The organism is Nonomuraea gerenzanensis (genome assembly GCF_020215645.1).
Taxonomy (GTDB): Bacteria; Actinomycetota; Actinomycetes; order Streptosporangiales; family Streptosporangiaceae; genus Nonomuraea; species Nonomuraea gerenzanensis.
Genome location: NZ_CP084058.1, coordinates 8,484,475 through 8,506,384 on the forward strand (window position 1 = coordinate 8,484,475; position 21,910 = coordinate 8,506,384).

At 72.8% G+C, this 21,910-nt stretch carries 20 protein-coding genes and 1 pseudogene; 12 read left to right on the top strand and 9 right to left on the bottom strand.

Annotated elements, in window-relative coordinates; genetic code table 11:
- The first annotated feature begins 150 nt into the window (after positions 1-150).
- Together LCN96_RS39495 and LCN96_RS39500 are read left to right on the top strand one after the other, a co-directional pair.
- Positions 151-726, top strand: coding sequence for a TetR/AcrR family transcriptional regulator (locus LCN96_RS39495; protein ID WP_225267521.1), 576 nt, complete (start codon positions 151-153; stop codon positions 724-726).
- Complete coding sequence (locus tag LCN96_RS39500; RefSeq protein ID WP_225267522.1) at positions 723-2,237, top strand: MFS transporter; 1,515 nt, start codon at positions 723-725, stop codon at positions 2,235-2,237. The genes LCN96_RS39495 and LCN96_RS39500 overlap by 4 nt, the downstream gene beginning before the upstream one ends.
- Before the next feature lie 262 nt (positions 2,238-2,499).
- Here LCN96_RS39500 and LCN96_RS39505 read toward each other — a convergent pair whose 3' ends face one another.
- Positions 2,500-2,934 (bottom strand): helix-turn-helix domain-containing protein, encoded by a 435-nt coding sequence (locus LCN96_RS39505; protein ID WP_225267523.1) that lies wholly within the window; start codon positions 2,932-2,934, stop codon positions 2,500-2,502.
- A gap of 145 nt (positions 2,935-3,079) precedes the next feature.
- Between LCN96_RS39505 and LCN96_RS39510 the strand changes: the two are divergent.
- A pseudogene (locus tag LCN96_RS39510) lies at positions 3,080-3,415 on the top strand (STAS domain-containing protein); the annotation flags it as partial.
- Positions 3,416-3,592: 177 nt separating this feature from the next.
- On the opposite strand, the gene LCN96_RS39515 reads toward LCN96_RS39510, so the two are convergent.
- A complete protein-coding gene (locus LCN96_RS39515) occupies positions 3,593-4,525 on the bottom strand; it encodes an aldo/keto reductase (RefSeq protein WP_225267524.1) in 933 nt (310 codons plus the stop codon).
- A 36-nt stretch (positions 4,526-4,561) separates the two neighbouring features.
- On the opposite strand from LCN96_RS39515, the gene LCN96_RS39520 reads away from it, so the two are divergent.
- Entirely contained in the window at positions 4,562-5,518 is a 957-nt protein-coding gene (locus LCN96_RS39520; protein ID WP_225267525.1) for an alpha/beta hydrolase, read from the top strand.
- Positions 5,519-5,600: 82 nt separating this feature from the next.
- Here LCN96_RS39520 and LCN96_RS39525 read toward each other — a convergent pair whose 3' ends face one another.
- A complete protein-coding gene (locus LCN96_RS39525) occupies positions 5,601-6,611 on the bottom strand; it encodes a polyprenyl synthetase family protein (protein WP_225267526.1) in 1,011 nt (336 codons plus the stop codon).
- A 431-nt stretch (positions 6,612-7,042) separates the two neighbouring features.
- Between LCN96_RS39525 and LCN96_RS39530 the strand changes: the two genes are divergently transcribed.
- The gene (locus LCN96_RS39530; RefSeq protein ID WP_225267527.1) at positions 7,043-8,347 is read left to right on the top strand and encodes a cytochrome P450; all 1,305 of its coding nucleotides are present in this window, start codon (positions 7,043-7,045) and stop codon (positions 8,345-8,347) included.
- Entirely contained in the window at positions 8,344-9,900 is a 1,557-nt protein-coding gene (locus LCN96_RS39535; protein ID WP_225267528.1) for a prenyltransferase/squalene oxidase repeat-containing protein, read from the top strand. Before LCN96_RS39530 ends, LCN96_RS39535 begins: the two co-directional genes overlap by 4 nt.
- Here the strand turns inward: LCN96_RS39535 and LCN96_RS39540 are convergent.
- Complete coding sequence (locus LCN96_RS39540) at positions 9,897-11,015, bottom strand: terpene synthase family protein (protein ID WP_225267529.1); 1,119 nt, start codon at positions 11,013-11,015, stop codon at positions 9,897-9,899. The two genes, LCN96_RS39535 and LCN96_RS39540, sit on opposite strands and share 4 nt — an antisense overlap.
- A 193-nt stretch (positions 11,016-11,208) precedes the next feature.
- On the opposite strand from LCN96_RS39540, the gene LCN96_RS39545 reads away from it, so the two are divergent.
- Genes LCN96_RS39545 through LCN96_RS39560 form a run of 4 tightly spaced genes read left to right on the top strand, consistent with a single transcriptional unit; the run spans position 11,209 to position 14,933 of the window.
- On the top strand, positions 11,209-13,575 hold the full coding sequence (locus LCN96_RS39545; RefSeq protein ID WP_225267530.1) for a nitrate- and nitrite sensing domain-containing protein: 2,367 nt from the start codon (positions 11,209-11,211) through the stop codon (positions 13,573-13,575).
- On the top strand, positions 13,572-13,991 hold the full coding sequence (locus tag LCN96_RS39550; protein WP_225267531.1) for a roadblock/LC7 domain-containing protein: 420 nt from the start codon (positions 13,572-13,574) through the stop codon (positions 13,989-13,991). The genes LCN96_RS39545 and LCN96_RS39550 overlap by 4 nt, the downstream gene beginning before the upstream one ends.
- Positions 13,988-14,365 (top strand): DUF742 domain-containing protein, encoded by a 378-nt coding sequence (locus tag LCN96_RS39555; protein ID WP_080036635.1) that lies wholly within the window; start codon positions 13,988-13,990, stop codon positions 14,363-14,365. The genes LCN96_RS39550 and LCN96_RS39555 overlap by 4 nt, the downstream gene beginning before the upstream one ends.
- On the top strand, positions 14,346-14,933 hold the full coding sequence (locus LCN96_RS39560) for a GTP-binding protein (RefSeq protein ID WP_225267532.1): 588 nt from the start codon (positions 14,346-14,348) through the stop codon (positions 14,931-14,933). Before LCN96_RS39555 ends, LCN96_RS39560 begins: the two co-directional genes overlap by 20 nt.
- A 51-nt stretch (positions 14,934-14,984) precedes the next feature.
- On the opposite strand, the gene LCN96_RS39565 is transcribed toward LCN96_RS39560, so the two are convergent.
- Both LCN96_RS39565 and LCN96_RS39570 read right to left on the bottom strand, forming a co-directional pair.
- Complete coding sequence (locus LCN96_RS39565) at positions 14,985-15,533, bottom strand: histidine phosphatase family protein (RefSeq protein WP_225267533.1); 549 nt, start codon at positions 15,531-15,533, stop codon at positions 14,985-14,987.
- Positions 15,534-15,747: 214 nt separating this feature from the next.
- The gene (locus LCN96_RS39570; protein ID WP_397351788.1) at positions 15,748-16,467 is read right to left on the bottom strand and encodes a DUF6882 domain-containing protein; all 720 of its coding nucleotides are present in this window, start codon (positions 16,465-16,467) and stop codon (positions 15,748-15,750) included.
- A gap of 106 nt (positions 16,468-16,573) precedes the next feature.
- Between LCN96_RS39570 and LCN96_RS39575 the strand changes: the two genes are divergently transcribed.
- On the top strand, positions 16,574-17,083 hold the full coding sequence (locus LCN96_RS39575; RefSeq protein ID WP_225267534.1) for a 2'-5' RNA ligase family protein: 510 nt from the start codon (positions 16,574-16,576) through the stop codon (positions 17,081-17,083).
- A 148-nt stretch (positions 17,084-17,231) separates the two neighbouring features.
- Here the strand turns inward: LCN96_RS39575 and LCN96_RS39580 are convergent, their stop codons facing one another.
- Positions 17,232-17,948, bottom strand: a complete 717-nt coding sequence (locus LCN96_RS39580) for a TioE family transcriptional regulator (protein WP_225276155.1) — start codon at positions 17,946-17,948, stop codon at positions 17,232-17,234.
- 120 nt (positions 17,949-18,068) lie between these two features.
- Between LCN96_RS39580 and LCN96_RS39585 the strand changes: the two genes are divergently transcribed.
- Positions 18,069-19,310 carry an erythromycin esterase family protein gene (locus tag LCN96_RS39585; RefSeq protein ID WP_225267535.1) on the top strand — a complete coding sequence of 414 codons (1,242 nt, stop codon included), beginning with the start codon at positions 18,069-18,071 and terminating at the stop codon, positions 19,308-19,310.
- Here the strand turns inward: LCN96_RS39585 and LCN96_RS39590 are convergent.
- Both LCN96_RS39590 and LCN96_RS39595 read right to left on the bottom strand, forming a co-directional pair.
- On the bottom strand, positions 19,273-20,700 hold the full coding sequence (locus LCN96_RS39590) for an MFS transporter (protein WP_225267536.1): 1,428 nt from the start codon (positions 20,698-20,700) through the stop codon (positions 19,273-19,275). The two genes, LCN96_RS39585 and LCN96_RS39590, sit on opposite strands and share 38 nt — an antisense overlap.
- A gap of 9 nt (positions 20,701-20,709) precedes the next feature.
- A complete protein-coding gene (locus LCN96_RS39595) occupies positions 20,710-21,861 on the bottom strand; it encodes a serine hydrolase domain-containing protein (protein WP_225267537.1) in 1,152 nt (383 codons plus the stop codon).
- Positions 21,862-21,910: the final 49 nt, after the last annotated feature.

Sequence of the window (21,910 nt, forward strand, 5' to 3'; positions counted from 1 at the left end):
GCGACTCCATCGCCATCACGGCAGAGCGAGAGGCGTCTGCCGAGCCGTGCTCGGTCCCGCCCCGGCGCACTCGGAACGCGAGTGACGCACACCGCGACGTTCGCGTACGATATGAGACATAGATGTCTCAAATGATACGCAGGTGTGCATATGGCAGCGACGCGTGACCAGATCATGAAGCTGGCGATCCAGCACCTCAACGAGAGCCCCACCGCCTCCATGGCGCAGCTCGCCGAGGCTGCCGGGATCAGCAGGGCCACCCTGCACCGCCACTTCAGCAACCGCGACGACCTGATGCTGGCCCTCGCCCACCGCGCCCACGACCAGTGGGAACGTCTCCAGCTGAGCAGCGGCATCGTGGCCGCGACCGCGTCCGGCGACCGCGCGGCGCTGGAGCGGGCCATGGACGCGCTGCTGGTGGGGCTGATCGAGGTGGCCGACGAGTACGGGTTCGGCCTGACGGACGACCGTCTGGCGACCCATCCGGAGCTGAAGCGGCGGGCCGACGAGCTGGAGGAGCGGGAGGTCGCCTTCTACGCCGCCGCTCAACGCGCGGGCCTGCTGCGGCCCGGCCCGCCGGCCCGCTGGATCAGCAACGTGGTCTTCGGCCTGCTCGTGGCCGTACGGGAAAGCCTGCGCAACGGCGACGTCGCCCGCCGGGACGTCCCTGAGCTGCTCATCGGCACGTTCCAGCACGGCGCCGCACCTCAGCAGGGGGAACGATGACGATCACCACGCCGCCCGTCTCGGCACGCAGGCGGTGGGCGGGCCTGGCGGTCCTGTCGGCGAGCGTGCTGCTGGTGGTCATGGACATGACCGTGCTGAACGTCGCCCTGCCCGCCATCTCGGCGGATCTGCGGCCCGAGTCGATCGAGCTGCTGTGGATGGTGGACGCGTACGCGCTGGTCCTGTCCGGACTGCTGGTCACGGTCAGCGCGCTGGGCGATCGGTGGGGTCGCAAGCGGATGCTGATGACGGGGTTCGCGGTGTTCGGGCTGGCCTCGCTGGCCGTGCTGACGGCCGACAGCCCGCTGGAGGTGATCGCCGTACGGGCGCTGCTCGGGGTCGGCGGCGCGATGATCATGCCGTCCACCCTGTCCATGATCCGGAACCTGTTCGCCGACCCCGGCGAACGCGCCAAGGCCCTCGGCGTGTGGTCGGCGATGGCCGCGGTCGGCGCCGCCCTGGGGCCCGTCGTGGCCGGGGTGCTGCTGGAGCACTTCAGCTGGCACGCCGCGTTCCTGGTGAACGTGCCCGTCATGGTCCTGGCGATCGGCTTCGGCCTGTTCCTGCTGCCCGAGTCCAGGAACCCGTCGCCCGGCCGCTGGGACGCCCTGGCCACGCTGCTGTCGATGACGGGCATGGTGGCCCTGGTCTACGCGATCAAGAACTTCGGCAAGTACGGGCTCACCTCCCCCGGCGCCCTGGTGGCGGCCGTGGTGGCGGTGGTGGCGCTGGGCTGGTTCGCGGTGCGGTGTCTGCGCAGGACGGATCCGCTGCTGGAGCTCCGGCTGTTCCGCAGCCCGCCCTTCTCGGCTGGGGTGCTGACGGCGCTGATCACCTCCATCGCGATGGCGGCGGTGCTGCTGCTGCTCGCGCAGTGGATGCAGCTCGTGCAGGGGTACGGCCCGCTGGAGACGGGCGTGCGCCTGCTGCCCGCCGCACTGGCCGCCGTCGTCGCCTCGCCCCTGGCCCCGTCGCTGGCGGCGCGGGTCGGCGCCCGGGTGGTGCTGGCCGGGGGGCTGGCTCTGACGGGGCTGGCGTTCCTGCTGCTGTTCGTGGCGCCCAGCCCGCTGGGGTACTGGCCGGTCGCCGTCGCGCTGACGCTCATCGGGCTCGGGAACGGGTCGCTGGCGATCGCCTCCGCCGCCATCATGTCCGGCTCGCCACCGGCCAAGTCGGGCAGCGCGGCCGCCATCGAGGAGACCAGCTACGAGCTGGGCGGGGCACTCGGCGTGGCCGTCCTCGGCAGCGTCGCGGCCGCCGTGTACCGGGGTGATGTGGTGTATTCGGGGCCGGGGGCTGAGGTTGCGCGGGAGTCGTTGGGCGGAGCGCTGGATGTGGCGAAGGAGTCGGGGGCGGCTGGTGGGCGGCTCGTCGAGCAGGCGACGGCTGCGTTCACCGACTCCCTCGTGCTGACCAGCGGGGTGGCGGCGCTGGTGTTGGCGGTGGGCACGGTGGCGGTGTGGTGGCTCACGCCTCGCGACCTCGACGTGTCGTCGGGCGATCACCACTGATTCGGCCGCGGGCGGGCACGTGCTGGGCGGCGCGTGCTGGGCCGCGTGCGCTGGGCGGCGCGTGCTGGGCCGCGTGCGCTGCGCCGCGCGATGAGCGATTGGTGGTGGCGGGGGGCGTGCGGTGGGTGGCTGTCGAGCGCGCGAGAAGCAGGCAGGCGCGCGGCGGACCACGGGCGTGTAGACGGACGTGCGGTGGGCAGACGTGCGGGCGATGGGCGATGAGAAGTGGGCGGACGCGCGGGTGGCGTGGTGCGGGTGAGGGTTACAGGTCCGGGCCGGCGACCTGCTCGGCGACTCGGCCGATGCGGGCGAGGCGGGCCAGGGCTGGACGGGCGAGGACCTCGCCGATGTCGTGCAGGGCCACGATGAGCTCCTCCACCCCGTCGAGCGGCATGTCCGGCTCTCGGCTCAGCAGAAGGCCGCGATAGTCCTCCGGGGATACGGCCCCGCCCGGCAGCTCGATGCGCTCGTGCTCGACTCGGAAGAGCACCGGCACGGACGTGTCGAGGACCAGGGCGAGGGCGGTGAGCTCCGCGGCCGTGAAGGAGCGTTGGCCGCGCTCGGCCTGGTGGACGGCCTGGCGGCTCCACGGTCTGTCGAGGTAGCGGCCCAGGGCTTCGCCCAGCTCCGTCAGCGACATGCGGCGCTCTGCGCGCAGCCGGGCGATCTGCCTCCCGATTGCCTCTTCTACCCGCATCCCTCACCCCTTAACGCCGGTTGTCATTGTGCACCATGACACCGACAGGTAGCCATTGACAAGCGCGCGCTCGCCGCAGTACCGTGTAAATGCACAGAGTTCCCCGTCAATGTAGTCGATGACACGAGCGATGGTGAGGCGCGAAATGCAGGACATCGTCATTGAGGTGGTCGGACCGGTCGGCGACTGCGCCGTGCTCAAGGTCGCCGGCGAAGTCGACGTGTTCACCGCGCCCAAGCTACGCGAGCAGATCATCGACCTGGCGGCCAAGGGCACGGTGCACGTCATCGTCGACCTGGGCGCGGTGCAGTTCCTCGACTCGACCGGGCTGGGCGTGCTCGTCGGCGGTCTCAAGCGGCTGCGCACGCAGGACGGGTCGCTCGCGCTCGTCATGACGACCGACCGCATCTCGCGCATCTTCAAGATCACCGGGCTGACGGCGGTGTTCGCCTCCTACTCCTCCGTTCAGGAGGCGATCGAGGCCGACCCGCACTGGGCTCAGGCCGTCGCGGGCGAGGCGGGCGGCGCCGGCGAGTGGTGCGCACAGCACGGGCTGGCCGGCTGACGCTCCGGCGCCCGCAGCACGCCTGGCCGGCTGACTGTCGATGCCTGAGCCCCTCGGCCGCGTGGTCACGAGGGGCCTCGGCCATGCCCGGTCTCAGGAAGGCCGGGAAGCCTCGTCCAGGATGGCCAGCTCCTCCTGGCTCAACATCAGCCCGGCCGCGTCCATGATCGGCCGGAGCTGCTCCAGGTTGCGCGCGCTGGCGATCGGTGCCGTGACGGTGGGCTGGGCGGCCACCCAGGCCAGCGCGATCGAGGCGGGCGCGACTCCGCGCTCCCGGGCGAGCCCGACCAGCGCCTCCACCGTCCTGGGCCCGTGGGGCGTGTCCAGGTACTCGGCGGCCCGGCCCGCGCGGGGGCTGTCCACGGTGGCGCCGGGCGCGTACTTGCCGGTCAGGAAGCCGCGCGCGAGGCCGAAGTACGGCACGCTGGACAGGCCCTCCGCGGCCACGACCTCCCGCAGATCACCCTCATAGGCCCGCTCGACCAGGTTGTACGGCTGCTGCAACGCGACATACCTGGCCAGCCCCTCGGCGTCGGAGAGCTTGAGTGCCTCCGCCAGGCGCGGCGCGGAGTAGTTGGAGGCCCCGATGTAGCGGACCTTGCCCTCCTGCACCAGCGCGTCGAAGACGGCCAGCGACTCCACCAGCGGCGTGTCGTGGTCGTCCACGTGCGCCCAGTAGAGGTCGAGGTAGTCCGTATGCAGGCGCCGCAGCGAGTCCTCGACCGCGGTCCTGATCGTCGCCGGCGCCAGCCCCTCCAAGCCCTCCAGCATGCCGACCTTGGTGGCCAGCACGATCGAGTCGCGGTTGCGGCGCGCGGCCAGCCACTCGCCGATGATCGTCTCGGAGGTCGACTCGCCGGTGGCCCAGTACGGGTAGACGTCCGCCGTGTCGAGGAAGTTGCCGCCGCCCTCGACGTAGGCGTCGAGGATCGCGAACGACGTCTCCTTGTCGGCCGTCCAGCCGAAGACGTTGGTGCCGAGCGATATCGGGAACACGGACAGGTCCGTGGTGCCTATTGATCTCATCCCGCTATTATCCGCACATCCAACAAGGAGACTGCGATGCGGCCCCTGTTACGAGGATGCCTGGTCAGCGTGGTGGTCGCCGCCGGTCTGTGCGTGGCGGTCGTGGTGGTGCCGTGGCGCGGCGGGGACGAGGAGCCGCCCGCTCCCGAGCCCTCCCCGACGCGGACCGAGATCGTCCGCGAGCACCGGCTGGACGATCGCAGGATGGAGCTGACGATCAGGTCGCGGGCGCTCGACGCCACCACGAAGGTACGCCTGCTGCTGCCCCGCGGCTGGGAGTCCCGTACCGGCTGGCCGGTGTTGTGGCTGCTGCACGGCGGGCTCGACGACCACACCTCGTGGACCGCGAAGACCGACGTCGAGGCGCTCACCCGCGACACCGGCGTGCTCGTGGTGATGCCGGACGGCGGCAGGTGCGGCAGCTACTCCGACTGGTGGAACGGCGGCGAGGGCGGCCCGCCGCGCTGGGAGACCTACCACCTGAAGGAGCTGCTGCCGCTGCTCGAAGCGCGGTACCGGGCGGGCTCGCGGCAGGCGGTCGCCGGGTACTCGATGGGCGGGCAGGGCGCCATGCTGTACGCGGCCAAGGGTCACTTCGAGGCGGCGGCCTCGTTCAGCGGCGCCCTGCACCTCCTGGGCCCCGGCGTCCCGCAGGCCGTGATGGCGGGGACGGCGATCGGCTGTTTCGGCACCGACTGGAAGCGCATCTGGGGCGACCCGGAGGAGCAGCGCGAGGTGTGGCGGGCGCACAACCCCTACGACCTCGCCGACAGGCTCAAGGGCGTCCGGCTGTACGTGGCCGCCGGCGAGGGCGACCTGGTGGAGGACCTGGCGAACCGGGCGGGCAGGGCGTTCGCCGGCCGCCTGGAGGAGCTGGGCATCCCGGTGCGCACGCACTTCTCCCAGGGCGGGCACAACCACACGTCCTGGCAGCGGGAGCTGCACCGGGCCTACCCCATGCTGATGTCCGCCATCGGCGCGCGGCCCGCGTAAGAACTGCCATCAGCGCGCGGCCCGCGTAAGGACTGCCATCGGCGCGCGGCCCGCGTAAAGGCGCGGCCTGAGCAAGAGACCGTCAGCTCACTCGGTCCACCAGGGAGTGGCACAGGTCGCGCAGCTCGCCCGCCTCCGGCAGGCACTCGTCGAGCACCCCGAGCGCCGACGTCAGGTATCGGTCCGCCAGCGCCCGCGCCGCCTCGCGCCCCCCGGCCTCCTCCACGAGGTGGGCGGCGTGCCGTACGGACTCCTCGTCCACCGCCCCCGAGGCCAGGACGGCGGCCAGCTCGCGGGCGGCGGGGCCGCCGGTGGCGAGGGCGGCGAGCACGGGCAGGGTCTTCTTGTCGCGCCGCAGGTCGTTGTGGACGGGCTTGCCGGTCAGGCGCGGATCGCCCCAGATGCCGAGCATGTCGTCCACGATCTGGAAGGCCACCCCGAGGTCGCGCCCCATGCCCCACATGCGGTCGGCCAGCCCGGGCGCCCCGCCCAGGGCCACGCCCGCCGCCGCGGCGGCCCCCAGCAGGCCCCCGGTCTTGCCCGCGGCCATCTCGGCGTACTCCTCGATCGTGACCACGCCGGGGCCGCTCCAGGGGCGGCTCTCGAAGGCCATGTCGGCGGTCTGGCCCTGGACGAGCTCGATCAGGGCCGCCGACAGGTACGGCATCGCCTCGGGCCGCGCGGCGAGCCGGCCGACGGCCAGGGCGAGCAGCGCGTCGCCGGTGAGGAGGGCGGGGCCGACGCCGTACGCCTTCCAAAGGGCGGCGCGGTGCCTGCGCAGCTCGTCACGGTCGATGATGTCGTCGTGCGCCAGTGAGAAGGCGTGCACCAGCTCCACCGCCACGGCCGCGGGCAGCGCGTCAGGCGCGGTGCCGCCGACGGCCTCGGCGCTGAGCAGCGCGATGGCGGGCCGCAGGCCCTTGCCACCGTCGGAGTCCAGCTCCCTGCCGTCGAGATCCGCCCAGCCCATCGCGAACGCCACCATCCTGGCGCCCCACGGATGCAGCCCCGAGACCGCCTCACGCAGCGCGGGCTCGACCAGGCGCCGGCAGCGGGCGATCGTGCCGCTGCTGTGCGGATGGCTCAGATTCAATGGTGCTCCTACCCGGGTACGATCTTGAATCTACATGCACAAGCATGTGATACTCCACCCATCGGTTGACATTTGTCAGGGAATGTCCGTGATGTGAGACGTGTACCCTGCGCGATGAAGGGATTACCAGGTGGCAGTCGTGGCTCTGGCCGACGCATCCGCCTCTTCCGCACCTGACGACCCGAAGCCCGCACGTCTCCGACAGGGCCGAGCCGCCCCGCCACTCTAGGACGGCCCCGCGCGGCCACCGCCACGGGCTGCCCCGAGGCGACCGCACCCTCAGTCTCCAGGCGTGGCATCGCCGATGTGCACGCCGTCACTCTCAGTCGCACCACGCATCCGGATCGGGGATCGCTGCCATGCCGCACGTCAAGGGAGCCTTGACGACCAGCCCTCACATCGTCCCGACACACCGGGCCATACCCCGGCTCGTGAGCGACCCGGTCACCGAGCTGGCCAGGATGGGCACCGACGCCTCCGGCCAGGTCGTCCGGCTCCACCTCGGGCCGTTCCGCCCCTACCTCGTCTCGCATCCCGACCACGTCCAGCAGGTGCTCAAGACCGACTGGGGCAACTTCGTCCGCGAGGGCGTGTTCTGGCGGCCGTTGCAACGCCTGATCGGCCAGAGCATCCTCGGCGAGGGCGAGGCGTGGGCGTCGGCCAGGAAGATCCTCCAGCCGCTCTTCACCGCGCGCTACACGGCCTCGCTGGCCGAGGACATGGCCGACATCATCGCCGAGCGCGTCGACGAGCTCGACGGCTTCGCGCGGTCGGGCCAGGCGATCGACGTGGAGCACCAGATGACCTCCATCGTCAACCAGGCCGTCATCAAGGTCCTGTTCGGCGGCCGGATCACCCGTGAGACCGCCGAACGGCTGGCCCCCGAGTTCGCCACCTGCGCCACCTCGATCGGCTTCCGCATGCTCTTCCCCTTCGCGCCGTACTCGATCCGGGTCCCGGGCGACCGCGCGTTCCTGCGGTCGGCGAAGAAGATCGACGAGATCGTCTACCCGCTCATCCAGCAGGCGCAGCGTGAGAACAACAACGGCAAGGAGGTCGTCTCGGCGCTGCTGACGGCCAGGCTGGAGAAGGAGGGCAGGGCCGATCTGCACCAGGTGCGCGACGACCTGGTCAACATCTACGGCGCCGCCTCCGAGACCACGGCGATGACGCTGATCTGGCTGTGGCAGGTGCTGCACGACCACCCGGACGTCAACGCCCGGCTGCAGGAGGAGATCGACCGCGTGGTGGGCGGCGGCCCGGTGCGGCCGGCGCACGTCGCCGAGCTGCCCTACCTGCGCATGGTGCTGCAGGAGCTGCTGCGGGTCTACCCGAACGCCTGGGTCGTCCCGCGCCAGACCGTGGCGGACACGGAGATCGGCGGCGTCCGGATCGGGGCCGGCTCGCAGGTGCTGATCAGCCCGTACACGACGCACCGGCTGGCGGAGTTCTGGCCCCGGCCGCTGGAGTTCGACCCGGAGCGCTGGGCCAACGAGAAGACCGAGCGCCGGCACCGCTACGCGTTCATCCCGTTCGGCCTGGGGCCGCACGTCTGCCTCGGCCAGCACCTGTTCTACGTCGAGGCGTCCCTGGTGATAGCCAACCTGATGAGCAGGTACCGGCCGGTGCTGGCCAACCCGCAGAAGCTGCGTCCCGTCCCGGGCGGCGCCACGCTGCGGCCCAAGCAGAAGCTCTACCTCCACCTGCAGCCGATCGAACGGAACCACGCGGCATGAGCATCGGCGAAGCCGTGAACGCCACCACGGAAGCGGACGAGCTGGTCACGAGCCTCATGCTCCGCCCGTGGGGCCAGGTCTCCCCCTCGGTCTACGAGACCGGGCGGCTGGTCTCGCTCGCCCCCTGGCTGACCGGCCATCGGGAACGCCTCGACTACCTGATCAGCACCCAGCGGCCGGACGGCTCCTGGGGAGCGCCCGACGGGTACGGTGTGGTGCCGACCCTGAGCGCCACCGAGGGCCTGCTCGCCGCGACGGCGCGCGGCGAGCAGGCCCTCGGGGACCTGGACGGCGGGAGCCTCGCCGCCGCGGCGGACCGGGGGCTGCGGGTGCTGTCCACCTGGCTGAGCGGCCCCCTGGAGCTGCCCGACATGCCGGCGATCGAGCACATCGTGCCCTCCTTGGTGCACCGCATCAACCGGCACGTCGAGGGCCTGCCGGGCCGCTCGCCCGTGCCGTTGCCGGAAAGCATGAGCTACGACACCCTCCACGTGGTCAGGTCGCGGGTCCGGGCCGGCGAGGAGGTGCCGGAGAAGCTGCTGCACGCCCTGGAGATCGCGGCCGAGGCCGCCGCCGGCGCGCCCGGCATCCGTCCCACGCCCATCGGCAGCGTCGGCGCCTCGCCTGCCGCGACCGCCGCGTGGCTGGGCGAGGAACAGGGCGGGCATCGCGAGAACGGGGAGCACGAGCCGGCGCGCAGGCACCTGGAGGCGGTGGTCCGGCTGTTCGGCGGCCCGGTGCCCGTCGGGCTGCCCATCACCGTGTTCGAGCGCGGCTGGGTGCTGAGCTGGCTGCTGCGGGCGGGCGTGAGCGTCGAGGTGCCGCCGGAGATGGTGGCCGACATCAGGGCGGCCATCGGCCCGGCCGGCACGCCGGCGGGCCCCGGGCTGCCCGCCGACTGCGACACGACGTCCGTGGCGCTGTACGCGCTGGCGCTGCTCGGGGCGCCCTGCGAACCGGACAGCCTGTGGGCCTTCCGCACCGGCACCCACTTCGCCACCTGGCCCGGCGAGCAGGGCGTCTCGGTCAGCGTCAACGCGCACGTGCTCGACGCCTTCGGCGAGTACGCCCGCCGCCGGCCCGCCGCCGCGCCGCGGTACCAGGCGGCCGTCGCCGAGCTGGCCGCCTGGATCCGCGACCGCCAGTTACCTGACGGGAGCTGGACGGACCGCTGGCATGCCTCGCCGTACTACGCCGCCGCGAGCTGCGCGCTGGCGCTGGACGCCTTCGGCGGCGACGCCTCGCGGGACGCGGTGCGCGCGGCGGCCGAGTGGGTGCTGGCCACGCAGCGGCCGGACGGCTCCTGGGGCCGGTGGGAGGGCACGGCCGAGGAGAGCGCGTACGCGATCCAGATCCTGCTGCTGACCCGGGGGCACGAGGAGCCACGGCGCCTGCGGGCGGCGGAGCGCGGTGAGCCGCACCTGACCGGCTCGGCCGGCGACCATCCGCCGCTCTGGCACGACAAGGACCTGTACGTCCCCAGGGCCGTGGCCCGCGCCGCGGTGATCGCGTCGTCGCACCTCATCCGGCGCGCGCGGGCCGGGGCGGGCTAGCCGCGATGAGCATCCGCATCCGCTGCGAGGTCCTGCGCGGTGCAGGCGTGGGCGTCCCTGTCCGCGCCGAGGCCCCGGGCGACGTCGGCGTGCGCGTCCCTGTCCGCCGCGAGGTCCCGGACGGTGTAGGCGTGCGTGTCCCTGGCCATGTACCAGCCTCCGCTGAAGGTCACGCACCTGTACTGCCCGTCCGCGACCCACGCCAGCCCGGCCGGCAGGTCGGCGACCGCCGCCGCGAAGTCCGCGTTGAGCGAGCGGATGTGCGCCGACACCCGCTCGACCGCCGCCTCGGTGCTCAGCCCCGCGCGTTCGAGGATCAGGACGGCGTTCGGCTTGCCCTCGTCGCGCTCCCGCTGGAAGGTCCTGACGTCGTTGGCCAGCCGCAGGCACGCCGCACCCAGGTCGGTGACCTGCTCGACGGAGCTCCAGACGGCGGCGTCGGCGTGATCCGGGCCGCAGATGCCCAGGGCCGCCAGCCACCACGTGTGGTAGAGGAAGGTGACGGCGGCGTGCGGCAGGTACTCCTCGTACGCCGGCCACGGCTCGCCGCCCGTCGCCCAGACCCGCTCCTGCGCCATGGCCGCGCCGGTGCGTTCGAGCTGCGTCACCAGGCTGGGCACGTACGCGCCGGCGCCCTCGTAGCGGTGGAAGCGCGCGCACCACGTCCGCCAGGCCCGAAGGGCCTCGTCCACGGGCCCCGTGCCGCGGTCAGTGCCGCTGTGCGTGCCCGCCAGGACGGCGGCCAGGTCGCCGAACAGCGCCACGATGTCGCGGTCGGTCCACTCCCCCGCGATGTTGTCGGTGATGTCGTCCACGCCGAACAGGATCGTGCTCAGCGCCCCGAGATCGGCGATCCGCTCCCGCGGCGCGTCCGGGAACGTGGCCGCGGCGGACAGGCAGCTGAAGGCCAGGCGGCTGGCGGCGCTGTTGCCGTCGGCGAACAGCGAGGCATGCGGGCGCAGCAACCGCTCCACCTCGGGGACGGCGCCGAGCGCGGCATCCAGGACGTCACCCCGGTCCTGCTCGGGCACGCCGGCCAGTTGATGTGACTGTTCGAGGAGCTGGTCGGCGAGGTCATTGCGGATGCCGAAATAGGCGGGGGCGGGGTCGATCACGTGCTAATAATACTGATTTTGACCTATTTCGTCGGAAATTTGACTAAATTGGGTCAAGTCTCTGACTTCTGCGATTCTCGTTACTTGAGAGGCGCTTTGCCCTCCGCTAGGGTTCCTTGATCGATATGATGTCCCGCGTCACCGCATGCCAGGTGGCCGGAACACAACATGTGACTTTCACAGGGTGGATACAATGCGCTTCCGCAAGACGCGGCTGCGGACCAAGATCACAGCGATGCTGCTCTCCCTGGCGGCATTGTGGGTCTTCGCCGCGTGGGTCACCCTCCGCGAGGGTGTCAACCTCCTGTGGGTCTCCCAGCTCGACGCCTCCGTGTCGGCCCCGAGCGACCCCTTGCTCTTCGCTCTGCAGAGAGAGCGCCGGCTGTCCATGGTCAGGCTGAGCGAGAAGACGGTCCAGACCCGCAAAGAGCTCGAGACCCAGCGGAAGGAGACCGACCGCCTGCACGCCGCCTTCCGCGAGGAAGCCGACACCACGGTCGTGAGCTGGGCCCTGGACGACCAGGGCGAGGAGCGGCTCGCCGGGATGCTCAAGCGGCTGGAGTCGCTCAAGGAGATCCGCAAGAGCATCGACGCGGGCCGCTTCGACCGGGGCCAGACGTCGGGGGCCTACGACGGCGTCATCGACCCCATCTACGCCCTCTACGGCTCGCTGGCGACGCTCGACGACAAGGAGCTGGCCAAGGACGTCCGCTCCCTGCTCGCCCTCAGCCGCGCCCGTGAGCTGCTCACCAGGGAGGACGCCCTGCTGGCCAGCGCCCTCGGCGAGGGGCGGCTGACGCCCGCGACGGTGGCCGAGTTCGCCCAGCTCGTGGGCTCGTGGCGGATCACCGCCGAACAGGCCGCGACCGACCTGCCCGACAGCGACAGGGCCGCCTACGACAAGCTGGTCAAGGGCCAGGCGTCCGTACGGCTGCAGAGCCTCGAACGGCAGGTCATGCAGTACGACCAGGCCGCGCTGAGCCTGCCCTTCACCACCGAGGAGTGGAAGGCGGCGACCGAGCGGTTCCTCGCCGACTTCAACACCATGGTGCTCGACGCGGGCGACAGAGTGGTGGACCGCACCGTGCCGGTCGCCGTCAACGTCATCATCCGGCTGGTCCTGGCCGGCGGTCTCGGCCTGCTGGCGGTCATCGCCTCGATCATCCTGTCCATCACCACGGCCAGGGCGCTGCTCGCCCAGCTCCAGAAGCTGCGCGACGCCGCCCACGAGCTGTCCGACGAGCGCCTGCCCGGCATCGTCGAGCGCATCGGTCACGGCGAGGAGGTGGACGTCGCCAAGGAGGCCCCCGCGCTCGACTTCGGTGACGACGAGATCGGCCAGGTGGGCCAGGCGTTCAACACCGTGCAGCGCACCGCCATCGCCGTCGCCGCCGAGCAGGCCGAGCTGCGCCGCAGCATCCGCGACATCCTGCTCAGCCTGGCGCGCAGGACGCAGGGCCTGGTGCACCGCCAGCTCACCGTGCTGGACGTGATGGAGCGCCGCGAGACCGACCCCGAGGAGCTGAAGGAGCTCTTCCGCCTGGACCACCTGGCCATCCGCATGCGCCGCAACGCGGAGAACCTCATCGTCCTGTCCGGCTCCTCCCCCGCCCGTACGTGGCGGCGCTCGGTGCCCATGGTGGACGTGGTCCGCGGCGCGCTGGCCGAGGTCGAGGACTACACCCGCGTCTCGCTCCTGCCGATGGGCGACGTGGTGCTCGTCGGCCGCGCCGTCGGTGACGTCATCCACCTGCTGGCCGAGCTGATCGAGAACGCCGTGTCGTTCTCGCCCCCGTACACGAACGTGCAGGTCAGCGGACAGCTCGTGGCCAACGGGTACGTGATCGAGATCGAGGACCGCGGCCTGGGCATGAAGCCCGAGGACCTGGACGCGGCCAACGAGCGCATCGCCGACCCGCCCGAGTTCCGCATCACCGGCACCGCCCGGCTGGGGCTCTACGTGGTCAGCCAGCTCGCCAGGCGCCACGACATCCAGGTGGTGCTCAAGGCGTCGCCGTACGGTGGCACCACGGTCGTGGTGCTGCTGCCGCAGGAGCTCGTCCAGCTCGACCCCACGCCCGAGCCGCGCGACGGCGGCACGCGGGAGGGGCTGCCGCGCAGGCAGCCGGCCGTCGCCACGGCCACCAGGCCCGCCACGGCGGAGAACGTGCGCACGCTGCCCTCGCGGCCCGTCCCCGCCTCCGTTCCCGAGCCCCGGCCCGCCCGATCGGCGCGGCAGGAAGCCGCACCCCGGCCCGTGCGGCCGGCGCGGCCGGAGCCCGTGCCCGCCCCCGAACCATCAGCACCAACGCCAGCCGAACCGGAGCAGGAGTCTGTGACCGAGTTCACACCAGGGGGGCTCCCCCTTCGGGTGCCCCAGGCCAACCTGGCGCCAGCGCTGCGGGACGACACGCCCACGCAGCCCGACCTTGAGGAGGACGATGACGAGCGTTCGCCGGAGGAGATCCGCGCGATGATGGGATCTCTGCAGTCAGGCACCCGTCGCGGCCGCTCCCAGGCGGCCAAGATGCTGGAGGAACAGCAAGGAGGTGACGCATGACCCCCACCGCGGGCACCGACCTCAACTGGTTGATGGACGACCTGGTCAACCGGGTCAAGGAGGCCGAACACGCGATCGTGCTGTCGTCCGACGGGCTGCTGATGGCCTCGTCGGCCGCGCTGCAGCGGACCGACGGCGAGCACCTGTCCGCCGTCGCCTCCGGGCTGCAGAGCCTGGCCAAGGGCGTCTCCGACCACATCTCCGGTGGTGCGGTGCGGCAGACGGTCGTGGAGTGGAAGAACCAGTTCCTCATCGTCACCGCGGCCGGCGAGCGGGCCTGCCTGGCCGTCCTCTGCGCGCAGAACGCCGACATCGGGCTGGTCGCGTACGAGATGGCGATGATGGTCGCGCGGGTGGGCCAGTATCTCACCTCGGGCGCGCGCAACGCCGAGGCCGCCGCCAGGAGCGACCGGTGAGAGGCGCGGACGAGCCCACGGACGAGCACTGGGTGGATCCGGAGATCATCCGGCCCTACGTGGTGACCCGTGGCCGTACCCAGCCTGCCCACGGCAGGTTCGACCTGATCTCCATGGCGCTGGCGGTCGGCCCGCCGCCGGGGCCGGACGCCGGGCTCGACCCCGAACACCTGCGCATACTCCAGCTCTGCCGCGAACCCAAGTCCGTAGCCGAGATAGCCGCATACCTGGACCTCCCGGCCGGCACCATCCGCGTGCTGCTCGGCGACCTGTTCGACCGCGAACTCGTCTCTGCCCAGGAACCCCGATCCGAGGTGGACATGCACGACATGAAGATGTACAGGGCGGTGCTCGATGGTCTTCGCTCGCTCTGAGCGTCCGCGCCTGCCGACGGCGATCAAGATCCTGGTCGCCGGCGGGTTCGGCGCGGGCAAGACGACGATGGTGGGCGCGGTCTCCGAGACCAGGCCGCTGCGCACCGAAGAGGTGCTGACCGACCGTGGCATCGGCGTCGACGACCTCACCTCGGTCGAGGCCAAGCGCACCACCACCGTGGCGATGGACTTCGGCCGGATCACCCTCGGCAACGACTACGTCCTGTACCTGTTCGGCACGCCGGGGCAGGAGCGCTTCTGGTTCGTGTGGGACGAGCTGGCGGAGGGCTCGCTGGGCGCCGTCATCCTCGCCGACACCCGCCGCCTGGCCGACTGCTTCCCCTCGGTCGACTACTTCGAGCGGCGTGGCACGCCGTTCGTGGTGGCGGTCAACTGCTTCGAGGGGGCGCCGACGTTCGAGCTGGACGAGGTGCGGCTGGCGCTGCAGCTCAGCCCGTCCATCCCGATCATCTTGTGTGACGCGCGCAAGCGCGACTCCAGCCGGGAGGTGCTGATCACGCTGGTCAAGCACTCGGCCAGGCTGCGCGCCGAACCGGTCGGCAGCTGACCCCCCGGGGGCTCGCGGTTCCGGCCGCGAGCCCCCTCGACGGGGCGTCCGTCAGAAGCCGTCCGGCACCGTGTAGGACCACCCCGGCTGCCAGGCGAACCGCCCCTCCCCCACCGCCTCCTCCAGCGAGGCCCCGTCGAGCAGGCAGTCCAGCGCCCACCGGTTGGCGGAGTGGGCGATCACCAGCACCCGGGCGCCGTCCCAGCCCTTCGCGAGATCGTGCAGGAAGGCCCGCGTGGCCGCCACGACCTGGCGGTAGCTCTGCCCGCCGGGGAACGGCTCGTCGAGGTGGCGGGCCCGGCGTTCGGCGATCAGCGTGGCGGGGCTGCCGTTGAGGTCGCCGTAGTCGCATTCGCGCAGCCGCCGGTCCTGGTGGACCGGCGGGCAGCCGTCGGGGAACGCGATGCGGGCCGTCTGGACGGCGCGGTGCAGGTCGGAGACGAACACCGCCGCCAGGCCGTCGGAGCGGCGGCGTTCGCCCAGCTCGCGGGCCTGGCGGCGGCCCGTGGCCGACAGCTCGCCGGGGAGCCAGCCGGTGGCGATGCCGCTCTCGTTGTCGGTGGTGGTGGCATGCGTCTCGTAGATGAGCTCCACGGCCATGACAGGGCTCCTTCGGCTCGATCGTGCACGGGCCGGCGGTGCGGGCCGCCCGGCTGATCTCCATCCTCGCCGGGCAGGACCGCCGGGGCCAGCGGCCCTGGCGTCGCGGGTCAGCCGCCGGGCCGTCGGCCTTGGCGTCGCGCGCCAGCTGCCGGGGTCAGCGGCACCGGCGTCACGCGTCAGTTGCCGGGGTCAGCGGCATCGGCGTCGCGCGTCAGTTGCCGGGCGGCGCGGACAGGGTCGCCTTGATGCCGGCCACGCGGCCGTACCCGTCGAAGTCCACGAGCCCCTCGAACCCCGGCCCGGCGATCCTGGCCTGGTCGCCGGCGAAGTCGGCGTCGAAGCCGCGCTTGACGGCGTAGCTGTGCAGGGCGCGCCGGCGGTCGCGGAGCATCAGGCCGGTGAGCCCCTGCTGGAGGACGCGCATGACGCGGGCCGGCTCCGGCGCGGGCAGGCGGAAGTCCGGGTGCTCGACGAGGAAGGCGGCGCGCGTGCCGCCGCCCGCGTCGCCGTTGTAGGAGGACCAGAGGCCGGTCACCGCCTTGGCGGCCTCCGTCAGCAGCCCCGCCACGAGGTGCGGCTCCGTCGGCGAGCCCGGCAGGGCGCTGAACGGCACCTCCGCCGAGGCGAGCTCCTGGATGCCGTGCTGGAGCCCGAAGTCGCGCAGCCGTGCGGACGTGCCGACCACCGGCTCCGGCCAGCCGGACGGGTTCGCCCACGCCCACAGCCACGTGCCGGGGCCGGCGGCGGCGCTGCCGAGCAGGTGGAAGGCGGTGCAGGTGATCGTGCGGGCGCCGATGAAGTCGAAGCGTGGCTGCTGGAGGTCCACGTGCCAGCTGTGCTCGGCGAGGACCTCCTCCAGGTGGAGCTGGTGTTCCAGGGACAGGAGGGCGGCGTCGTCGAGCAGATCGGCGAGGGTGAGGGAATTGTGCACCTTCCGCACCCTAGCGGCTGGGACGCCGCCCGCCGCGGCCCCGATGGGGCGGCGGTGGTGCGTTGGCGGGATCGACGGCATGCGGGTCCGGGAGGACAGTGGGGGGATGACTGCCACCGGGACCAGGGTGTCGAGGGAAGGGGAGACGGCGCTCGTGCTCGACGTGCCGGAGGCGGAGCCTCTGGTGCGGCCGTGGCGGGCGCGGGACGTCGGCCTCGGCGCGCACGTGACCGTGCTGACGCCGTTCCTGCACGCCGGGGTGATCGACGAGGGTGTGCGTGGGGAGCTGCGGGCGTTGTTCGCCCGGTTTCCGGCGATCGACGTACGGTTCGGGGAGATCCGGCGGTTTCCCGGGGTGGTGTACCTGGCGCCGGAGCCGGTGGGGGTGTTCACGCGGCTGATCGAGGCGGTGACGGGGCGGTGGCCGCAGACGCCTCCCTACGGCGGGCTGTACGAGGAGATCGTGCCGCATCTGACCCTGGGGGTGGAGGGTGCCGTGGACGAGGTGCGGGTGGCCGGCGGGCTGCCGCTGGCGGCGCGGGTCTCGGCCGTGTCGCTGCTGGCGCGCGACGCCGTCGGGCGCTGGCGAACGGCCGGCCTCTTCCCGCTGGGCTGAGCCGCGTCAGCTTCCCGCTGGGCTGAGCCGCCGCAGCTTCACGCCGGGCTGAGCCGCCGCAGCTTCACGCCGGGCTGAGCCGCGTCAGCGCTTGTACGGGGCGGCCAGGCGGGGCAGGCTGCGGCCGACAAGAACCGCCCGGCACAGGTCAGTCCGCCCGGTCCAGGTAAGCGTCCAGGTAGGCGTCCAGGGCGGCGGCGCCGCGCAGCATCGCCCGTCCCCTGGCCGACAACCGCGCCTGCCAGTCGCGCAGCGCGCTCTCCAGGGGGGCCAGCCCGCCCGCCGTACGCACCTGCCGGATCAGCGGCGCGATCTGCTCCAGCAGGTAGCCGCCCCGCCGGAGCTGGTGGGCGAGCTGCGCGTCCCGTACGTCGGCGGCGCTGTAGACGCGGTAGCCGGTCGCCGGGTCGCGGCGCGGCTCGACCAGCCCGGCCTGCTCCCACTTGCGCAGCGTCGCGGGGCGGATCCCCAGCTTCCTGGCCAGCGGCCCGATGAACGTGGCGCCCCCGGCGGGCTCCGGCGCGCGCGGCGGCACCAGGGAGCGCAGCGCCTGCTCGACCGCCTGGAGGGTGCGCCGGTCCTCGAGGAGCTGGGCGTGGCTCTCGTCGATGAGCCGCAGGGCCTCCTCGGTGGCGCCCTCGTTGGCCGCCCGCATGATGGACGTCGCCGTCGCGTGCCCGTGCCCCGGCACCAGGGCGAGGAACGCGCGCAGCGCGGAGGCGTGGCGGCCCGTGTAGGTGCGGTAGCCGTGCTCGGTGCGCGCGGCGGCGGGCAGGATGCCGGCGTCCTCGTAGTTGCGCACCGCCTGGGTGGACAGGCCGTGCTCGCGTGCCAGGTCCACCGGACGCAGCCGCCCTCGGGGCATGATGTACCTCACCGGGTTGAGGGTCCGGCAGCGGTGCCGCAGCGGAGCCGGCGTCAAAGTCTCAACAAGTGCTTCAACGATACCGTAGAAGGTATGAACCCGGCAGAACAGGACCGTGCGATGAGTGCCGCCCCCCTGGTCCGCGACGCCGCCCGCGACCTCGACGTCGAGGGCGCCGCCGCCGTCACCCGGCTCGTCCGCTCCCTGCCCGCCCGCCCGCGCCTGCTCGGCCTGGGCGAGGCGCTGCACGACGAGCGGGCGGTCCACGAGCTGCGTAACGAGATCTTCCGCGAGCTGGTCGAGCAGGAGGGCTACCGCGCGTTCGCCCTGGAGAGCGACTGCCTGGCGGGCCTGGTGGTGGACGAGTACGTCCGGACGGGCGCAGGCTCGCTGGACGACGTCATGCGGACCGGGTTCAGCCACGGGTTCTGGGACCGGGAGGCGACCCGTGACCTGCTCCGGTGGATGCGCGCGTACAACGAGGGCCGCCCCGAGGCGGACCGGCTGCGCTTCTTCGGCTTCGACGCGCCCCTGGAGATGATGAGCGCGGCCAGCCCGCGCCACGCGCTCCTGGCCCTGCACGACTACCTGGCGGCGGCCGGCGTGCCCCTCACCTGCGCCCGCGACACCCTGGAGCGGCTGCTCGGCCCCGACGAGCGGTGGACGAACGAGGCCGCCGCCCTGGACCCCGCCCAGTCGGTGGGCGGCTCCCCCGACGCCGCCGAGCTGCGCCTGCTCGCCGACGACCTCGTACCGCTGCTGACTGTGCACGCGCCGCACCTGCTCGGCGCGACCTCGCGGGCGCAGTGGGAGCGGGCGCACCTGTACGCGCGCACCGCCACGGGGCTGCTCCGCTACCACGCGATCATGGCCGACCCGGCGCCGGCGCGGGTGGTGCGGATGCTGGGGCTGCGCGACGCGATGATGGCCGGCAACCTGGAGGCCGTCGCCCAGCACGGGCCCGCGCTCGTCTTCGCCCACAACCGGCACCTCCAGCGCGAGGTCAGCCGGTGGCAGCTCGCGGACCTGGACCTGCGGTGGTGGAGCGCGGGCGCCATCGCCGCCGCGCGCCTCGGCACCGGGTACGCCTTCCTGGCCTCCGTCCTCGGCGCCGTCCGCCATCACGGCCTCGGCGACCCGGATCCCGGCACGATCGAAGGGGTGCTGTCCACGCTGCCGGGCAACCGGTACGTGCTCGACTCGCGCCTGCTGGCGGCGGCGGTGCGGGAGGCCCGGCTGGTCCAGCGGACGGACGTCGCGGACAACCACGGGTACTTCTCGTTCGACCCCGATCAGCTGGGCGAGACCGACGGGATCGTCTTCGTCAAGGACGTGCCCGGCCCCGATCGGAGTACCTCGTAGAGATCAGGAGGACCGCGGCGAGAGCCGCGGCCAGGTAGAACGCGCCGGCGCCGAGCAGCCCCGTGGTGTAGCCCGCCGTGACGGCGCCCCGGTCGAGGAGGCCGGCCTGCTGGGTGGCGGTGGCCGCGACGCCGGACAGGATCGCCAGCCCGAGCGCTCCGCCGACCTGCTGGCTGGTGTTGACCAGCCCGGAGGCGATGCCGGACTCCTGCGCGGCCACCCCCTGCACGCCGCCGATCGTCGCGGCGACGAACCCGATGCCCAGACCGACGCCCGCGACCAGCTGAGCCGGCAGCAGGGTCACCCAGGCGTCCTGGTCCGGGGTGAGCAGACTGAACCAGCCCATGGCCGCCGCAGCCACCGCCAGGCCCGTCACCAGAGTGGCGCGGGCGGAGGCGCGGGCCTGCAACCGGGGGCCGACCAGGCCGGAGCCGAGGCCGATGCCGATCGCGAACGGCAAGTAGGCCAGCCCGGTGAGCATCGGCGGATACTGCTTGATCGACTGCATGTAGAGGGTGAGGAAGTAGAAGGTGGCCAGCTGCCCGCCGCCCATCAGCAGCATGACCAGGTTCGCGCCGACGCGCCCTCGGTCGGCCAGCACCCTGGCCGGGATCATCGGAGCCGTGACACGGCGCTGGACGAGGACGAAGGCGAGGGCCAGCAGGGCGCCCGCCGCGCCGGAGGCGAGGGTGAGCGGGTCGGCCAGGCCGTCCGTCCCCGCCCGGTTGATGGCGTAGACGAGCGAGCCGAGCGCGAGGGTCGCGGTGAGCGCGCCGGGCAGGTCGATCCGGCCGCGCTCGCGGGTGCCGGGGACGACGGCGAGCGTGCCCGCCAGCAGCGCCAGGGCGAAGGGGACGTTGACGAACATGATCCAGCGCCAGCCCAGGTACTCCGTCAGCGCACCGCCCAGCAGCAGGCCGGCGACGGCGCCCAGGCCGCCCATCGCGCCGTACACGCCCAGTGCCCTGTTGCGGGCCGGCCCGGCGGGGAAGGTGTCGGCGAGCAGGGAGAGCGCGGCCGGGGCGATGAGCGCGCCGCCGACGCCCTGCAGCACCCGCGCGGCGATCAGCACGCCGCCGCCCGGCGCCACCCCGCCGAGCAAGGAGGCCAGCAGGAAGACCACCAGCCCGGCGCGGAACAGCCTGCGGCGGCCGAACAGGTCACCAGCCCGACCGCCGGCCAGCAGCAGCCCGCCGAAGGACAGCGCGTAGGCGGTCAGCACCCAGCTCAGGTGGGCCTCGGGGATGGCCAGGCCGGCGCCGATGACGGGCAGCCCGACGGTCACGATGGTGCCGTCCATCACGATCAGCAGCTGGGCGGCGGCGATCACCAGCAGCGCCAGGCCGCTGTTGCGGACGGGTGGGATCGAGGTCTCGGTGGTCGAGGTCATGAGGGTTCCTCAAGCCGTGGTGACCGCGCGGTGGACCGCGGCGGCCAGCCGGTCGTGTTCGGGGTAGGACCAGTTGAAGGAGAAGCGGCGGCGGGTGTAGGCGAAGGCGACGCCGCTGCGGGGGTCGGCGAACGACTCCGCGCCGGCGGAGCCGTTGTGGCCGAAGGCGGTCGCGCTCAGGAACGGGTAGCGCAGGCCCTTGGCCTGGAAGCCCAGCGCGTACTGGCCGGCTTCGCCGACCACCAGGTCACGGCCGGTGGAGTGCGGCATGGCGAACTCGCCCACGGTGTCCGTCCCGAGCAGCGGGGCGTGGCCGTCCCGGCCGAAGACGGCCGCGCTGTAGAGCGCGGCGAGCCCGCGGGCGCTGCCCACGGCGCCGGCGGAGGCCTGGCCGAGCGCGCGCACCCTCCTGGTGTTCAGGAACGCCACCTGGTCCAGCGGCGGGGTGGAGTTCAGGCCGTAGCCGATGCCGGTGAGGCTGTGCGGTCCGGGCACCGCCGCCCAGAACGCGGCCTGCTCCTCCTCGCTGGCCAACCCGGGGAGTATCGGCCGGTAGCGGTCCTCCTGCTCCTCGGGCAGGCCGAGGTGGACCGCCAGGCCGTACGGGGCGCGGATCCGTTCCTCGAAGTGCTCCTGCAGCGAGCGGCCGGTGGCGCGGCGCACCACCTCGCCGACCAGCGCGAACACCACGAACCCGCCGTAACCGTACGCCGTCCCCGGCCGCCAGTACGGCCGCTGCCCGGCCAGCCGCCGGGCGATCATCCGGTCGTCGGCGAGCTCGTCGGCGCTCAGGCCGCCGTCCACGCCGATCACGCCGCTGCGGTGCGTCAGCACGTCCCGCAGGGTGATCCCGGCCTTGCCCGCGGCGGCGAACTCCGGCCAGTGATCGGCCACCGGCCGGTCCAGCTCCAGCGCGCCCTCCTGCACGAGGAGCGCCACCACCAGCGTGGCCGCGCCCTTGGTGACGGAGTAGAGGCCGGTCAGGGTGTCGCCGGTGATCTCCTCCCCCGCCCACAGGTCCACCACGCGGCGGCCGTGCACCTCGACCGCGAGCTGCGCGCCGGTGGGCCCGCGCTCCCCGGCCACCACGGCGGCGAACTCCTCGCGCACCGCCTCGAACCCGTCGGCCACCGTCCCGGAGACCTCGATGGTGCTCGTCATGTGTGCTGCTCCGTTCGTCAGGTCGGAAGTCATCGACGGCATGACGGAC